The sequence below is a fragment of the Haliscomenobacter sp. genome, assembly GCF_033763495.1.
Lineage (GTDB): Bacteria > Bacteroidota > Bacteroidia > Chitinophagales > Saprospiraceae > Haliscomenobacter.
Map to the genome: position 1 here is coordinate 15,095 of NZ_JANRKL010000081.1, position 14,481 is coordinate 29,575.

Sequence of the window (14,481 nt, forward strand, 5' to 3'; positions counted from 1 at the left end):
ACCTTCGGTGGCTAAGAGTACTCAGAGGCGCATTGAATGAACACTAAATACCTGACATTCAAGTTTTAATCATACTCGACCTCCAGCCACCAGAGGTGGCAAAACTCCTAAAAACTAATAAAACTCTGCGAAACTCTGTGTTTACTCCGCGAAACTCTGCGGTAAAAAAATTAATTAATTCAAAACTCACGTTAAATTAATTTCGAATACTTTTACCCCCAACTCTCATTTTTTTAGGAAAAAACGAACATGTCCAACGAATAAACCCCAATTTTGCACAAACCACATAACCCAATGCACAAAATCTTCGGCATTCGCCACCACGGTCCCGGCTCCGCCCAACGACTACTCCGCGCCCTGGAGCAGTGGCAGCCCGACTGTGTGCTCATCGAATTGCCCGAAGATTGCCAACCCGCCCTGAAGTGGATCAGCCATGCAGAGCTGGAGGTTCCGGTCGCTTTGCTGTTGTACAACCCTCAGCATTTGCAACAAGCCAGCTTTTTGCCCTTCGCCGTTTTTTCCCCTGAGTGGCAAGCCTTGCATTATGCGCAGCGCGTGGGCATTCCCGCCCGCCCGATGGATTTGCCCATGGCCCATACCTTTGCCTTGCGCGATTCCGCCAGCAATTTGCCACAGCTGCAACTAGGCGAAGCACCCGACCCTGAACTGGTTCAAATGTTGCGCGACCCCATGCATTACCTGGCTACCTTGGCGGGCTACGACGACAGTGAGCGCTGGTGGGAACACACCTTTGAAACCTACAGCGACGACAATGCCGTTTTTGATGCCATCCTGGAGATGATGACAGCCCTACGGCAAGAAGGGCTGCGGATGGAAAGTACCGAAACCTTATTGCGCGAAGCCTTCATGCGCAAAACCATTCGTCATGCCGAAAAAGAGGGTTTCCAAAAAATTGCCGTGGTATGCGGGGCCTGGCACTCACCCGCCCTCCATGCACTCAACCAATACCCGGCCAAAAATGACAATGCCCTGTTGCGGGGCCTCAAAAAAGTCAAAACCCGCTGCACCTGGGTTCCCTGGAGTTACGACCGACTAGCCTTTCAATCGGGTTACGCCGCAGGAGTGCTCTCGCCCGCCTGGTACGAGTTGCTTTTTTTGCACCCCGAAGAACAAGGGGTACGCTGGTTGATTCGGGTCGCTCAATTGCTGCGCCAAAAACACCTGGATGCCTCGGCCGCCCATGTGCAAGAAGCGGTACGTTTGGCCGATGCCCTGGCCGCCCTGCGCCATCGCAGCACCACCGGAATTGGCGAATTGGAAGAGGCAGCACTGGCGGTTTTTGGGCAAGGAGACTCGGCACCCCTCCAACTCATCCAGCAAGAATTGGTCATTGGTAAAATCAGGGGAAATGTACCCGCCCAAGTGAGTGGCATTCCACTACAAGAAGATTTTGAAGCTTGCATCAAAAGTGCGGGATTGAACAAGTTGTACCGCAGCGGTACAGATAAGGAAGAGCCTAAAAAACTGGACTTACGCACACTGTCCAACCTCAAAGCTAGTCACCTGCTCCACCGTTTACAAATTTTGGGCATTGCCTGGGCCAGCCCGGTAGCCGTGTCGGATAAAGTCAAAGGCAGTTTTCACGAATTGTGGCGTTTTGTGGACTGGACACCCGAGTTCATCATTCGCCTGATCGAAATGGGCATGTGGGGCAACACTTTGGAGGAGGCTTCTTTACATTATGTCCTGCATCTGGTTCAACAGGAAGATAACCTGTCTTTACTCTTACAGCGTTTTGGCGAAGTGTTAAAAGCAGATTTACCCCTGGCCGTTGGCCCCATGACCAAACGCCTGCAAGAACTGGGGGCTCAAACCCGTGATGTGATGGGTCTGCTAGAAGCACTTGCTCCCTTGGCCAATATCCTGCGCTACGGCAATACCCGTCAAACCGATGCACTGGCCGTTCGAGAGTTGCTGGATCAACTCTTGCCCAGGGTTTGTATTGGTTTACCCGCCGCTTGTCGCCAATTGGATGAAGAACCCGCCCGCGAATTTTTCCGCTTGTTGCTGGAGGGCAATCGGGCAGTAGCTTTGCTGAATGAAAAAGAGGCCAGCAATTTATGGAATGAAGCACTGGTGGGCGTGATGCTCGGCAATGGCACCCATCCCTTGTTGGCGGGGATCGCGACGCGGATTTTATTGGACAAAAAAATGCTCGACCCGGAGCAGGCAGGCACTGAATTGTCGGCAGCCTTGTCCCGAGCTGCCGGGGTGAATGATGCAGCCCTTTGGTTGGAAGGTTTTTTGCACGGCAGTGGGCAACTCTTGCTACATACCCCAACGCTGTGGGGCTTGTTGAATGAATGGCTGGGAACCTTGCCTTACGAAGTATTCCGGGAAGCCCTTCCGGTTTTGCGGCGTACTTTCTCCAAATTCACACCGCCCGAGCGCCAGGAAATCCTGAATTTTGCCAAAGGCGACGGTGTGGCAAAAAAGACGGTACAATCCAATTTTGATCCACAGCGTGCTCAGCTGGTCAATCCCATCTTGCAGCAATTGTTAGGCTAATCAATGCCGAAAATTAAGCTCAACTTAACCTCTGCTTAATCCAGAATTCATCTTACAGGTCTTTCTTTGCAACATCAAAGGGTTTATATTCTTGCTGTAATATCATCCTCTTGTTAAAAGAAGCAAATCTTTCCTGCAATCTAAAGTCGCTTTCGATACCGGCTCCAGGACTCCCAATCTTGCAGTCGGTTCTTTTTTTGTACAAAGAAGTGGCCTTTTGCTCCAACCTTTTCCCAAGCTTCCTCGTCTGAATAAGTAAAATCCGATTTACAATGAAAAGCCACTCTCTCTTACTTGCACTTTGTGCAGCATTGAGCTTTTTCCTATTCCAATGTGACGCTAGTGATGAACCCAGCCCCAGCAGCAGTACCTTAAGCTGCGCGAACAACCCCAATGTTTGCAAACTGGGCGAAGCCACCAACCAATTTGGTTTTGATATTTTTAAAAAGCTGGAGGCTGACAAACCTGAAGACAACCTTTTTATTTCCCCCCTCAGCATTAGCTCAGCCCTGAGTATGACCCTCAATGGTGCCAATGGCCAAACCAAAGAGGAAATGATCAAAGTATTGGGTGCCGGAAAAATCAACCTGGATGAACTCAATCAAGCTTACCAAACCCTGCTGCAAGAGCTACCCAAACTGGATCCAAAAGTAAACCTGGGCATCGCCAACTCTATCTGGTACCGGCAGGGCTTCAATGTGAATGCTGCCTTTTTGAACACCAACACCACTTATTACAACAGTGAGGTGCGCCCACTCGATTTCAGCAAACCCGAAGCCAAAGACATCATCAACAAATGGGTGAGTGACAAGACGAATAAATTGATCCCCAGCATTATCGATCAGATTCAGGACAATTCGGTGATGTTCCTAATCAATGCCATTTACTTCAAAGGTACCTGGCGCAAGCAGTTTGATAGCAAAAAGACCTACGATAGTGACTTCTTTGTGACAAACAGCAAACAAGTTCCAGTAAAAATGATGTCATATGGTACTGGTTTAATAAAATTGCCTTATTTTAGCAATGAAAAATTACACGCGGTTAAACTACCTTATGCAGATTCCGTCTATTCCATGACGGTGATTTTACCAAAAGAAGGATTCACTGTAAAAGACATCTTATCAGAACTTACACTAACAAATTGGAATTCCTGGAATAAAGCTTATTCATCCGAAGAAATATTTTTTGCCCTACCAAAGTTCAGCATGCGCTATGAGAATAGCCTAAATGCCAGTCTCGAAGCACTAGGTATGCCTACTGCATTTATGCCGGGGCGTGCAGATTTTTCGGGAATTGCTACAGGTGCAGAACTCTCTATTTCAAACGTAAAACACAAAGCATTCATTGAAGTTGACGAAGCAGGTACCAAAGCTGCTGCGGCCACTTCGGTTGAAATTGTGGTTACCTCGATTCCTAATAACCCTCAGTTTATCGTGAATCAACCTTTCATTTTTGTCATCAGTGAGGGCCGCAGCAACCAGGCCTTGTTTATTGGCAAAATGATGAATCCGACTTTGAACAAATAATGTTTCTTGAACATACCGCTCTTCTTGAGCGCTTCTTTTAGACAACTAGTAAACCGTAATAATTTTGGACGGCTCGCTTCGGTGGGCCGTCTTTTTTTGTATAATCTATTACAGCGTAGTTCCCCTCTGGGGTGATAAAAAAATAAGTGTTCATTTTGCCCCACTACTAAGTGAGAATACACCTTTTTCATACCTTTGTTGCCCAATGATTTAGCCTGCCAACCAAATACGACCACATTGTCGTGTAAATAGTGTGTGAATCAACCATCATACATCTGTAATTGCAAATGCATTGAGTTATGAAAGTACTGAAGTTTGGAGGCTCCTCCGTGGGTACTCCTGATCGGATTCGTGGAATTGTTGACATCTTAAAAAGTTATGCTGCTCGAGGTGACCACTTCACCGTGGTTTTTTCAGCCTTTGGAGGAGTCACCGATGCCTTGATCAACATGAGCAGCCTGGCCGCCAAAGGGGACGAGTCGTATTATGAACAATTCCTGGCCTTTAGCAAAAGACATACCGATGCAGCCAGAGATTTATTGCCTGAGCCTTATTTGGGCGAGGTATTGGCGGGTTTAGAAAACAACCATGAGGTATTGAAAAACCTACTCTATGGTATCTTTTTGGTCCGGGAGGCCTCTACCCGTACCATGGATTATGTAATCAGCTTTGGTGAACGCAATTCGGCTTTCATCATTGCTCATGCGCTCCAACAAGCCGGGTTAAGCGCTGCGTACCTGGACGCCCGTAAGATCATCGTCACCGATAAAAATTTCGGAAATGCTAAAGTTGATTTGGCCTTGACTTACGAAAACATCAAAAAGTACTACCAGCAAAATACAGATATTCAAATTGTTACCGGATTTATTGCGGCAGCCAAAGGTGGCTTAACCACAACCCTGGGGCGGGGAGGTTCTGATTACACAGCAGCCTTGATTGCGGCCGGTTTGGATGCTGGTTCATTGGAGATTTGGACGGATGTGGATGGAGTACTGACCGCCGATCCACGCCGGGTAAAAAAAGCCTTCTCCATTCCGGAGATGACTTACGCTGAAGCGATGGAGATGTCCCATTTTGGGGCTAAGGTCATTTATCCGCCGACCATCCAGCCCGTGTTGGCCAAGAAGATCCCGATGTGGATCAAAAACACCTTCAATCCAAGCCACCCAGGTACTTTGGTATCTGACAAACAGGATGATTCGCGCACGCCAGTCAAGGGTATTTCTTCTATTGGCAATATCGCCCTGCTTACGCTTCAAGGAAGTGGCTTATTTGGCGTGCCGGGAATTGCGGCTCGTTTGTTTGGCTCATTAGCCAGCGCAGGTATCAACGTCATTTTGATCACCCAAGGCTCTTCTGAACATTCAATCAGTTTTGCAGTACAACCAGACAAAGCCAGTAAGGCCCGCAAACAGGTTGAAAAAGAATTTGAATACGAAATACAGTCGGGTTTGGTCGATCCTGTACGAATGGAGAATGACCTGGCCGTAGTAGCCATCATCGGTGAACATATGCGTTACCTGCCGGGTATTTCGGGTCGTTTGTTCCAGGCCTTGGGCCAAAACGGGATCAACGTGGTGGCCATTGCTCAAGGTTCTTCCGAACTCAACATTTCGGTAGTCATCAATCGCGCCGATGAGTCTAAAGCCTTGAATGCACTGCACGAAGCCTTTTTCCTTTCGGACACCGCTTTTGTCAATGTGTTTATGGTGGGGGTTGGGCTCATTGGAAGCACTTTGTTAAAACAAATCAAGGCACACGCCGAGTTTTTGAAAAAAGAACACAGCCTGGAAGTCAAAGTAGTAGGCCTGGCCAATAGCAAACGGATGCTTTTTAACGAAAATGGCATTGATTTGGACAATTGGCGGGACCAGCTCAGCAGTTCCGAAACGCCGATGAAAATCAAAGACTTTGTGGAAAAAATGAAGTCGATGAACCTAAGCAGCTCCATCTTCGTAGACAATACGGCCAACGAACAAATTGCCAAACACTACAACGAAGTTCTGGACGCCAGCATCTCTATTTCTACTCCGAATAAGATTGCTACCTCATCGGCTTATGAGCAATATTTGCAGTTGAAAAAAACGGCTAAGAAACGGGGCATTTTGTTTTTGTATGAAACCAATGTTGGAGCAGGCCTGCCCGTGATTTCCACCTTGAATGATTTAATCGTCAGTGGTGATCGCATCCTGAAAATTGAAGCGGTGCTCTCGGGGTCTTTGTCTTTTATCTTCAATACTTTCAAACCTGGCATCTCGTTCAGCTCTATTGTTGGCGAAGCGCAAAAACGTGGCTTTACCGAACCTGATCCACGGATCGATTTGAACGGGATTGATGTACGTCGCAAGTTGATCATTCTGGCCCGGGAAACGGGGTTGGCACTTGAATCCGAGGATGTACTAATTCATCCGGTGTTACCCGAAGTCTGTCGGAATGCTCCAGATGTTCCAGCCTTTTTTGAAGAATTGAAAAAGGCAGATGACTACTTCACCCAATTGGCCGAAGCAGCAGCGGCAGACGGAAAGGTGCTCCGCATGGTGGCTTCCCTGGAAAATGGTGTGGCGAGTATCGGTCTACAAAGTGTAGATGCGACACATCCGTTTTATCAACTAAGTGGCAGCGACAACATGATTGTATTTACCAGCGAACGGTATAAAGATCGCCCCTTGGTGGTACGTGGCCCGGGAGCCGGAGCAGAAGTAACCGCGGCTGGTATTTTCTCGGAGATCATCAAAATTGGAAATTACCTCAACTAAATCAAAACCCTGGTATGGCTTCATACTAGGGTTTTGATTTAAATACCCAAACAAAACATGAATTCTGTAAGCGTTTTTGCGCCAGCCTCGGTAGCCAATGTAGCAGTAGGTTTTGACATCCTGGGCTTTGCACTGGACAAACCAGGCGATGAAATTGTAGCACGTTTTTCAGATAAGCCAGGAATCCGCATCACCCGCATCACCGGCGATGGAGGCAAGTTGTCGATGGATCCATTAAAAAACACAGCAAGTTTTTCTGCCTATAAATTACTCGAACACCTGGGCGAAAACGAGTGGGGCATTGAAATGGAAATCCACAAAAAAATGCCTTTTGGAAGTGGTTTGGGTTCTAGCGCGGCCAGTGCAGTAGGGGGTGTCATGGCAGTAAATGAACTCCTCGGCGGTCGTTTGAGCAAAAGAGAAATATTGCACTTTGCTGTATTGGGTGAACAACTGGCCGATGGTGCTTACCACGCCGACAATGTAGCCCCTTCCCTATTCGGTGGCATTGTGCTCATTCGCAGCAATCGGGACCTGGACGTACACAACATCCCGGTGCCCAATGGGCTTTATGCCAGTGTGCTTTATCCTGAAGTAGAAGTATTGACTCGTGAAGCCAGAGCCATTTTAAAAAAAGAGGTTTCATTGAGTGCGACCATTGAGCAATGTGGAAATCTCGCCGGGTTTATGGTGGGCTTGTACAATAGCGATTTCGGGTTACTTTCTCGCTCTTTACACGATGTGATCATCGAACCACAGCGCGCTCAATTGATCCCGCATTTTTATGCCACCAAAGCTGCAGCGCTCAATGCCGGAGCTTTGGGTTGTAGCATTTCCGGGGCCGGACCATCTATTTTTGCCTTGAGCTCAAGCCAGGCCGTGGCCGAAAATGTAGGTATAGCAATGGAAAAAATCTACATTGAAGAAAAGATCAATTGCCAATTGTTCGTCTCCCCCATCAATCAACAAGGAGCGATTCGTTTGTAAAAACGAAAAGCCAAATTATCAAAATTTCAAGCCATGCTTTTATACAGCACAAAAAATAAAAACAACCAGGCCAGTCTACAGGAAGCGGTGATGAAAGGTTTGCCTGATGACAATGGTTTGTACATGCCGGAACAAATTCCTCAACTTGACCCTAAGTTTATCCAAAACTTGAGCCAATACTCTTTTTTGGAGATTGCTCAAGAGGTTTGTACCACCCTTTTTGGCCAAACCATCCCACTTGCAGATCTAAAAAACATCCTGGAAAACTCAATGGATTTTCCAGCTCCGGTGGTAAAACTGGATGAGCAGAAATACATCCTGGAGCTTTTTCATGGTCCATCGCTGGCCTTTAAAGATTTCGGGGCCCGGTTTATGGCACAGTTGATGAGCTATTTTAATCGGGGAAATGAGCGTGAGTTGACCATTTTGGTGGCTACCTCCGGAGACACTGGCGGGGCTGTTGCTGCGGGATTTTATAAAACTCCGGGTATCCGGGTGGTCATCCTCTACCCTAGTGGCAAGGTAAGTATGCTACAAGAAAAACAATTGACTACCCTGGGTCACAATGTAAGTGCGTTGGAGATCAACGGTACTTTTGATGATTGCCAGGCGATGGTTAAACAGGCTTTTTTAGACACAGCGTTGAATCAAAAATTGCGCTTGAGTTCAGCTAATTCAATCAATATTGCCCGCCTGATTCCTCAGTCTTTCTATTATTTCGAGGCGTTTAAGCAACTCCAAAAGGAGGGCGACCCCATTGTTTTCTGTGTGCCAAGTGGCAACTTCGGCAATATTACTGCTGGGCTGTTGGCGGCAAAAATGGGTTTACCTGTGCATCATTTCATAGCAGCAACGAATGCGAATGATGTTGTTCCAGCCTATATTAAAACAGGAGAGTATCAAGCTCGTCCTTCAGTGCGCACTTTATCTAATGCAATGGACGTAGGTAATCCTTCTAATTTTGCCCGAATGCTCGATTTATATCTGGGTTCAGATGATTGTTCCACGTGGAACAATCTCAAAGAACAGATCAGTGGCTATGCTTTTGACGATGCGAAAACGGCAGAAATTATGCGCATGGTGGATCAAAAGTATGGATACACCCTAGATCCTCATGGGGCCGTGGGGTATTTGGCATTAGAGGAATACCAACGGGAGCATCCCAATACCAGGGGAATAATTTTAGAGACGGCTCATCCGGCGAAGTTTTTGGATGATGTGGAAGAAATATTGGGGCATCGGATTGAGGTACCGGAGAGGTTGGCGGAGTTGGCAGATCGGGAGAAAAAGGCGGATCGATTGGAAGCAGAGTATGGTGAGTTGAAGGGGTGGTTGGAGAGGAATAGTTAGAGAATACGGGAGGGTTTGAGAAGAGGAAAAGGCGATGTTCCACGTGGAACATCGCCTTTTTTGTAGTTATTATAGCCCCTCTAAATCCTCCTTCTTCATCTCCCCGACCCGACCCACGACTGAAGTCGTGGGGTGAAGCGGTGGGGTGGCCTCCCACGGATAAATCCGTGGGTTGGCGGGGAAGCTTAAGACTAGACCTAAACTCGAGAAAAAGGGTTTTTAATCTTCGAGGTCGTCGGGTTCTAAGCCGTGGAGTTTGAGGAGTCGGTTATATTCCTCTTTGAATTTAATTCTTTCGTGGTGTTTTTCCTGGTTTAAGATATAGGTTCGGACTTTATCGACAAGCGATTGGCTTACCGAAAAAGTACCGTAACCCACCGACCATTTGAATTCACGATCAAACCACCCTTCTTTGTTGATGGTATTTGAGCTCGCTCCCTTGCATTGATGGAGCAAGCTGGCAATGCTTTTACTCGCATCCAACTGCAAAAGTATATGCACATGATCAGGCATTCCATTCATCACATCCACTGTACATTTCTTCTTTCTTAGTTCTTTACGCAGCAATTCGTACATCTTGGGTTTTACATCCGGCGAGATAAATTGCCTCCGATACTTAGTGCAAAACACGACATGCACCCACATCCTGACTTTAGAATGAGCCATAAAACAACAGCATTTTGGATTAAAGAAATCAAATCAGCTCGAAAGGATGTGTAAATAATAGTTTCAATAGAAAGGTATATCATAAATAAAAGCACTTCAAATATACACCCTTCCCCTCAAAAACGCAACGCCAACCCACGGATTTATCCGTGGGAGGCCACCCCGCCGCCCCACCCCACGAATTTATTCGTGGGAAAAAACCGAGGCCACACACGATGTTCCACGTGGAACATCCCCCTTCTTCACCACTCCCCCTTTTTTTAATCCATCCCCTTTTGTACCTTTAAGAATCGCAATCATCATTCATGCATTCAAAACCATCCACTCGATGAAACCAAATACCACCAAAATCGCCTTGCTGTTTTTGGCTCTGGCATGGTGTGTCGCCCCATCCTGGGGGCAACAAACACCCGACAAAAAAGACAAATTCAAACAGCTCCACGAAGAGCTGCCCACCCCCACCCTCTACCGCAACGGAGCGGGTGGGCCCGGCCAACGTTACTACCAACAGCAAGCCGACTATGTGATGAACATCAAACTCGATGACGAGAAGCAGCGCATCTATGGAGAAGAAACCATCACATACACCAACAACTCCCCCGATGTACTGGAGTATCTTTGGTTGCAGTTGGACCAAAACCTGTTCGACGAAGAATCCGACACCTATTCCACCCGCCAAAGCACCATGAGTGAGCGCATGACTTTGCGCCAACTAGATGGTTTCACCCCTACTTTTGACGGTGGTTTTAAGCTTGATTTTGTAAAAGACGCCACTGGCAAGGACCTCAAACATACCGTGGTCAAAACCATGATGCGCATTGATCCCACCTCTCCTATCTTACCTGGAGGAAAATACACCTTCAAAATCAAATGGTGGTTCAATGTTGTTGATCGTTTAAAACTAGGTGGTCGCTCCGGTTATGAGTACTTCTCCGAAGACAAAAACTACCTCTATACCATTGCTCAGTTCTTCCCCCGCATGTGTGTATACGACGACATTGAGGGTTGGCAAAACAAGCAGTTCCTGGGTGGCGGTGAATTCACCTTGGTATTTGGCAATTACGATGTAAGCCTGACTGTGCCCGATGACCATATTGTAGCCGCTACAGGTACACTCCAAAATGCAAAAGATGTTTTGAGCAAAGAACAAATGGCGCGTTTTGAAAAAGCCAAATCTGAGTATACCAATCCAGTGCTTATTGTAACCGAAGCGGAAGCCCGCGAGAACGAAAAAGAAAAAGGCAAGGGTGAAAAAACCTGGCGTTTCAAAGCCGACAATGTACGCGACTTTGCTTTTGCTACTTCCCGCAAATTCATCTGGGATGCCATGTCAGTGAAGCAAGCCAATGGCAGTAGTGTTTTGGCCATGTCCGCTTACCCCAAAGAAGGTAACCCACTCTGGGGGCAATACTCCACCAAGGCTGTAGCCCATACCCTCAAGTGGTACTCCAACTATACTTTTGATTATCCTTACCCCGCAGCTTGGTCCATCCACACCGACCAGATCGGGATGGAATATCCGATGATTTGCTTCAACGGTGGTCGCCCGGATAAAGACGGCACTTACTCCGAAAGAACCAAATACGGCATGATCAGCGTAATCATCCACGAGGTAGGTCACAACTATTTTCCGATGATCGTCAACTCGGATGAACGCCAATGGACCTGGATGGACGAAGGGCTCAACTCTTTCCTTCAATTCCTGGCCGAGCAACAATGGGAGCGCGACTACCCTTCTCGCCGTGGGCCAGCCAACAGCATTGTGCCTTACATGAAGATGGACAAAAAAATGTTGGAGCCCATCATGACCAACTCCGAACAGGTTTCCCAACTCGGCAACAACGCCTACGGGAAACCCGCCGCTGCATTGAACATCCTGCGTGAAACTGTACTGGGCCGCGAACTCTTCGACTACGCCTTCAAAATGTACTCCAACCGCTGGAAGTTCAAACACCCTGCTCCTTCCGATTTCTTCCGTACGATGGAAGATGCGAGTGGCATCGACCTCGACTGGTTCTGGAGTGGCTGGTTTTATACTTGCGACAATGTGGACATTGCCCTGGAGGATGTAAAATGGTATCGCCCCGACAGCAAGAATCCGGAGGTGGAAAAAACCCTGGCGCGCAAAGAGCAGGAGAAACAACCACGCAACATCAGCAGCATCCGCAACGAAAAGGAAATCACCAAAACCCAGGAGGACATCGACCCAAGTTTGAAGGATTTTTATTCCTCTTACGACCCACTCCAGGTGACCACCCTAGACAAGGAGGATTACCAGAAATACTTCAATAGCCTGAGTGAGGAGGAGAAAAAAATCCTCAGTGCAAATAAAAACTACTATGAGATCAAATTCAAAAACAAAGGTGGCTTGGTAATGCCACTTATCCTGCGTTTTGATTTTGCCGACGGTACCTTTAAAGAGTTCCGTATACCCGTAGAAATCTGGCGCCTCAACAACGAGGAAGTTACCAAAGTGTTCACCACTGAAAAAGAGGCGGTGCAAATCACCCTTGATCCTTACCTCGAAACTTCTGATGTGGACATGGAAAATAACTACTTTCCCGCTAAACCACAAATGAGCCGTTTTGAGTTATTCAAAGGAGCTGGCGGTCGTTTGCCATTTATGGAAGCAGGAGAAAACCCAATGCAGAAAGCGAAGAAGATGCAGGGGAAAACTAGTGGATCGAATTAAATAAATTAAGGTAAGAGAGTATAGGGCCATTCCTGTACTCTTTTTTTTGCATTACATAAAAAACAATATATACACTTATTGGTTTACATATACTCCTCCGCTACATTTTATCTACCTTTGTCTAAAGTTTGAACACTCTCCTGTGTGCTGTGTTCTACCTCCCATCAACCCTTCAACAATGCAAAACCACTACCGCAATCCACTTCTGCGCATGGCACCGGGCTATGTTTTTTCAGGCGACATTCATTGGCAGAGTCCCTCCAATATTGCCATTGTCAAATATTGGGGCAAACACGGACAACAACTCCCCCGCAATGCCTCGATCAGTTTTACCTTACAAGCTGCTTATACCGAAACCGAACTGAGCTACAGTCCACGTACCCAGGAAAGCAGTGACATTGCTTTGGATTTTTATTTTGAAGGCCAGCCCCAGCCAGCCTTTGCCCAAAAGATCAACAAGTTTTTGAGTGAATTGGCGGCCAGTGAAATCATGCCCTTTTTACCCCAATTCCAATTGACAATTCATTCTTCCAATTCCTTTCCCCATTCAGCGGGTATTGCCTCCTCGGCATCCAGCATGAGTGCGCTGGCCTTGTGCCTGTGTACGATGGAGCAGGAATTGTTTGGCACTTTAAATAGCCCTGCTGAATTTTTCCGCAAAGCCTCTTACTTCGCCCGATTGGGTTCGGGTAGTGCTTGTCGTTCCTTGTATCCAGTAATGGGAGAATGGGGCACTTTGGAAAAACTCGCGGATAGCACCGACCTCTGGGCAAGCCCTTGTGCCGATTGGGTGCACCCCGTTTTCCACACTTACCACGATGATATTCTGATTGTGAGCAAAGGAGAAAAAAGTGTTTCCAGTCGTGCCGGCCATCAGCTGATGGAGGGCAATCCATACGCCGCAGCCCGTTACCAACAGGCCAACGACAATATGGTCAAATTGGTCGATGTGCTCAAAGCCGGAGATGTACATGCCTTCGGTGAAATTGCCGAACTCGAAGCACTCACGCTCCATGCCCTGATGATGAGTTCACAACCACCCTACCTGTTGATGAAACCCAACTCTCTGGCGATGATTGAAAAAATCCGGGAGTACCGCAATGAAACCGGGCAGCCGCTCTACTTCACCCTTGATGCTGGCCCCAACTTACATTTGTTGTATCCCACTGAAATTGCCGAGCAGGTTGCTCCGTTTATACAATCTGAATTATTGCCACTTTGTGAGGATGGGAAAATGATTCGGGATCGAGTGGGGCAAGGGCCTGTGAAGTTTAGCGCGTAGAGACGCACGGTGTGCGTCTTTCTCGAATTGCACAAAAGACGCACAGCCGTGCGTCTCTACGCCGTTGGATTTCGTTTTTCCTCGCTAATTGATTACGAATGACTTTTGTCGGAATTTGTGCAAAAAGCGATAAAGTATATATCTTTGCCCACTGAATTCAGTAAAGAGTTCGAACCAAATTTAAAACTAATTTGTAATGGCGGATCTTTTTCAGAAATTACTAGACAACCGCGGTCCATTGGGACAATATGCAGCCTTGGCGCACGGCTATTATGCATTCCCCAAACTCTCGGGTGAAATCGGCAGCCGCATGATCTTTCAAGGGAAAGAGCGCATTGTTTGGAGCTTGAACAATTACCTGGGCTTGGCCAACCATCCGGAAATCCGGAAAGTGGATGCTGAAGCCGCCGCGGAGTGGGGGATGGCGTACCCAATGGGGGCACGCATCATGTCGGGTGAAACGCCTTACCACGAACAATTGGAACAAGAGCTGGCCACTTTCGTTGGAAAGGAGCGCGGCTTGCTGATCAACTTCGGCTACCAGGCAGTAGTCTCTATCATTGATTCTGTACTCAGCCGCCACGATGCGGTCGTATACGACAAAGACAGCCACGGCTGTATTTACGATGGGGTTCGTTTGCACATCGGCAAACGTTTTCCTTTTGAACACAACGACTTCGAAAGTTTCAAGAA

At 47.3% G+C, this 14,481-nt stretch carries 9 protein-coding genes; 8 read left to right on the forward strand and 1 reads right to left on the reverse strand.

What is annotated here, in order from left to right; genetic code table 11:
- The first annotated feature begins 294 nt into the window (after positions 1 to 294).
- The 5 genes from SFV55_RS08905 to thrC all read left to right on the forward strand — a co-directional run bounded on the left by SFV55_RS08905 (position 295) and on the right by thrC (position 9,148).
- Entirely contained in the window at positions 295 to 2,529 is a 2,235-nt protein-coding gene (locus SFV55_RS08905) for a DUF5682 family protein (RefSeq protein ID WP_320029140.1), read from the forward strand.
- A 272-nt stretch (positions 2,530 to 2,801) separates the two neighbouring features.
- Positions 2,802 to 4,055: a serpin family protein gene (locus SFV55_RS08910; RefSeq protein WP_320029141.1), complete on the forward strand. Its 1,254-nt coding sequence runs from the start codon at positions 2,802 to 2,804 to the stop codon at positions 4,053 to 4,055.
- A gap of 299 nt (positions 4,056 to 4,354) precedes the next feature.
- Positions 4,355 to 6,811, forward strand: a complete 2,457-nt coding sequence (gene thrA / locus SFV55_RS08915) for a bifunctional aspartate kinase/homoserine dehydrogenase I (RefSeq protein ID WP_320029142.1) — start codon at positions 4,355 to 4,357, stop codon at positions 6,809 to 6,811.
- Between the two features lie 57 nt (positions 6,812 to 6,868).
- Positions 6,869 to 7,798, forward strand: coding sequence for a homoserine kinase (locus tag SFV55_RS08920; protein ID WP_320029143.1), 930 nt, complete (start codon positions 6,869 to 6,871; stop codon positions 7,796 to 7,798).
- Between the two features lie 33 nt (positions 7,799 to 7,831).
- Entirely contained in the window at positions 7,832 to 9,148 is a 1,317-nt protein-coding gene (gene thrC / locus SFV55_RS08925; protein WP_320029144.1) for a threonine synthase, read from the forward strand.
- Positions 9,149 to 9,367: 219 nt separating this feature from the next.
- Here thrC and tnpA read toward each other — a convergent pair whose 3' ends face one another.
- A complete protein-coding gene (gene tnpA, locus SFV55_RS08930) occupies positions 9,368 to 9,814 on the reverse strand; it encodes an IS200/IS605 family transposase (protein ID WP_320029145.1) in 447 nt (148 codons plus the stop codon).
- A gap of 328 nt (positions 9,815 to 10,142) precedes the next feature.
- On the opposite strand from tnpA, the gene SFV55_RS08935 reads away from it, so the two are divergent.
- The 3 genes from SFV55_RS08935 to SFV55_RS08945 all read left to right on the forward strand — a co-directional run.
- A complete protein-coding gene (locus SFV55_RS08935; protein ID WP_320029146.1) occupies positions 10,143 to 12,506 on the forward strand; it encodes a M1 family metallopeptidase in 2,364 nt (787 codons plus the stop codon).
- A gap of 178 nt (positions 12,507 to 12,684) precedes the next feature.
- Positions 12,685 to 13,788 (forward strand): diphosphomevalonate decarboxylase, encoded by a 1,104-nt coding sequence (locus SFV55_RS08940; RefSeq protein WP_320029147.1) that lies wholly within the window; start codon positions 12,685 to 12,687, stop codon positions 13,786 to 13,788.
- Positions 13,789 to 13,984: 196 nt separating this feature from the next.
- Positions 13,985 to 14,481 (forward strand): aminotransferase class I/II-fold pyridoxal phosphate-dependent enzyme (locus tag SFV55_RS08945; RefSeq protein ID WP_320029148.1); only part of this gene is annotated, 497 nt, incomplete at its 3' end.

What these genes read in the sequence shown, in the direction of transcription:
- SFV55_RS08905 (WP_320029140.1), top strand. Translation starts at nt 295, where the DNA reads ATGCACAAAATCTTCGGCATTCGCCACCACGGTCCCGGCTCCGCCCAA.
- SFV55_RS08910 (WP_320029141.1), top strand. Translation starts at nt 2,802, where the DNA reads ATGAAAAGCCACTCTCTCTTACTTGCACTTTGTGCAGCATTGAGCTTT.
- thrA (WP_320029142.1), top strand. Translation starts at nt 4,355, where the DNA reads ATGAAAGTACTGAAGTTTGGAGGCTCCTCCGTGGGTACTCCTGATCGG.
- SFV55_RS08920 (WP_320029143.1), top strand. Translation starts at nt 6,869, where the DNA reads ATGAATTCTGTAAGCGTTTTTGCGCCAGCCTCGGTAGCCAATGTAGCA.
- thrC (WP_320029144.1), top strand. Translation starts at nt 7,832, where the DNA reads ATGCTTTTATACAGCACAAAAAATAAAAACAACCAGGCCAGTCTACAG.
- tnpA (WP_320029145.1), bottom strand. Translation starts at nt 9,814, where the DNA reads ATGGCTCATTCTAAAGTCAGGATGTGGGTGCATGTCGTGTTTTGCACT.
- SFV55_RS08935 (WP_320029146.1), top strand. Translation starts at nt 10,143, where the DNA reads ATGAAACCAAATACCACCAAAATCGCCTTGCTGTTTTTGGCTCTGGCA.
- SFV55_RS08940 (WP_320029147.1), top strand. Translation starts at nt 12,685, where the DNA reads ATGCAAAACCACTACCGCAATCCACTTCTGCGCATGGCACCGGGCTAT.